1 protein-coding gene is annotated in these 1,732 nt (G+C 63.9%); it reads right to left on the bottom strand.

The features are described from left to right. A partial coding sequence (locus tag EN861_RS35670; protein WP_189343810.1) for an Ig-like domain-containing protein occupies nucleotides 1–1,732 on the bottom strand: 1,732 nt, incomplete at both ends.

The following is a 1,732-nucleotide window of genomic DNA, read 5'->3' as shown; positions in this document are numbered from 1 at the left end:
ATGATGGCGATGGAGAGCGTCGTGGAGGCCGGATCACCGTCGGAATCGACCACCTGGACGGCGAAGTCGTCATGGGTAGTGTTGCCCGAGGTGTTGTCCAGCAGCGTGTAGGAATAGGTGTAGCCTGTCGCCGGCGTGCCGGTGATCGTCAGGTCGCCATACTGGCCATGCACCAGGCCGCCATTGGTCACTTCCACCTGGAGGTTGTTCTTGTCGGTCACGTAAAGGTGGCCGATCGTGTCGCTGCCCGTCGTGATCGTCAGCGCGCCCGTCGCCGTTTCGCTCGGATCGCTGTTGTTGGTCCCATCATGGTCGGCAATCTCGCCGGAACCTGCCGGCTCGATGCCGCGCACCGGAAGGCCAGCCTCGTTCACGCTGGTGTCCGAACCCGCGGCGATCACGAGCGTCGGCGTCGAATCCTTCAGCAGGTTGATCGTCACCGTGGTCACCGACGGATCGCCGTCACCGTCGACGATCTGGTACTGGAACGTCACCGTCCCTTCCTCGCCGGCGACCGGCGCGTAGGTGAAGGTGCCATCATTGTGGTAGGTGACCGTTCCGGTGCCGCCCGCCAGCGATCCCGCCACATAGCTCACCTTGGTCGGATCGGTGATGTTCACTCCGTCCGCGCCAGGCACGTCGTTGGCGAACACGTTCACCGTCACAGGCGCATTCTCGGTCGTCTGCGTCGCACTGTCGGCAACCGCCGTCGGCACGTCGTCGACGATGGCGATGGAGAGCGTCGTGGAGGCCGGATCACCGTCGGAATCGACCACCTGGACGGCGAAGTCGTCATGGGTAGTGTTGCCCGAGGTGTTGTCCAGCAGCGTGTAGGAATAGGTGTAGCCTGTCGCCGGCGTGCCGGTGATCGTCAGGTCGCCATACTGGCCATGCACCAGGCCGCCATTGGTCACTTCCACCTGGAGGTTGTTCTTGTCGGTCACGTAAAGGTGGCCGATCGTGTCGCTGCCCGTCGTGATCGTCAGCGCGCCCGTCGCCGTTTCGCTCGGATCGCTGTTGTTGGTCCCATCATGGTCGGCAATCTCGCCGGAACCTGCCGGCTCGATGCCGCGCACCGGAAGGCCAGCCTCGTTCACGCTGGTGTCCGAACCCGCGGCGATCACGAGCGTCGGCGTCGAATCCTTCAGCAGGTTGATCGTCACCGTGGTCACCGACGGATCGCCGTCACCGTCGACGATCTGGTACTGGAACGTCACCGTCCCTTCCTCGCCGGCGACCGGCGCGTAGGTGAAGGTGCCATCATTGTGGTAGGTGACCGTTCCGGTGCCGCCCGCCAGCGATCCCGCCACATAGCTCACCTTGGTCGGATCGGTGATGTTCACTCCGTCCGCGCCAGGCACGTCGTTGGCGAACACGTTCACCGTCACAGGCGCATTCTCGGTCGTCTGCGTCGCACTGTCGGCAACCGCCGTCGGCACGTCGTCTGTAACATTGACCTGAACCGTCGCGCTCGCCTGGTCTCCGTCCGAATCGGTAGCGACCACATTGATGCCGGTCAGGTTGATGACATTCTGTCCACCCGCGTCGGGATGCGGGAAGTTGTCGAGCAGCGTCACATTGACTGTCGCCGAGCCGTTGGTGCCCGCCAGGATTGGCAGCGACGATGCGACCAGGTCGATATGGATGGCGTCGATGCCGTTGATCGAGCCGGTGATCTGGGTCGGCCCGGCCAGCGTCCAGACGATGTCGGCGCCGGCAACTCCGTTGACGT

It is taken from the genome of Mesorhizobium sp. M8A.F.Ca.ET.218.01.1.1, assembly GCF_004791165.1.
In the GTDB taxonomy this organism is placed as follows: Bacteria; Pseudomonadota; Alphaproteobacteria; order Rhizobiales; family Rhizobiaceae; genus Mesorhizobium.
The sequence above is the reverse complement of the archived record's forward strand: the minus strand, read 5'-3'. Positions and strand labels throughout refer to the sequence as shown.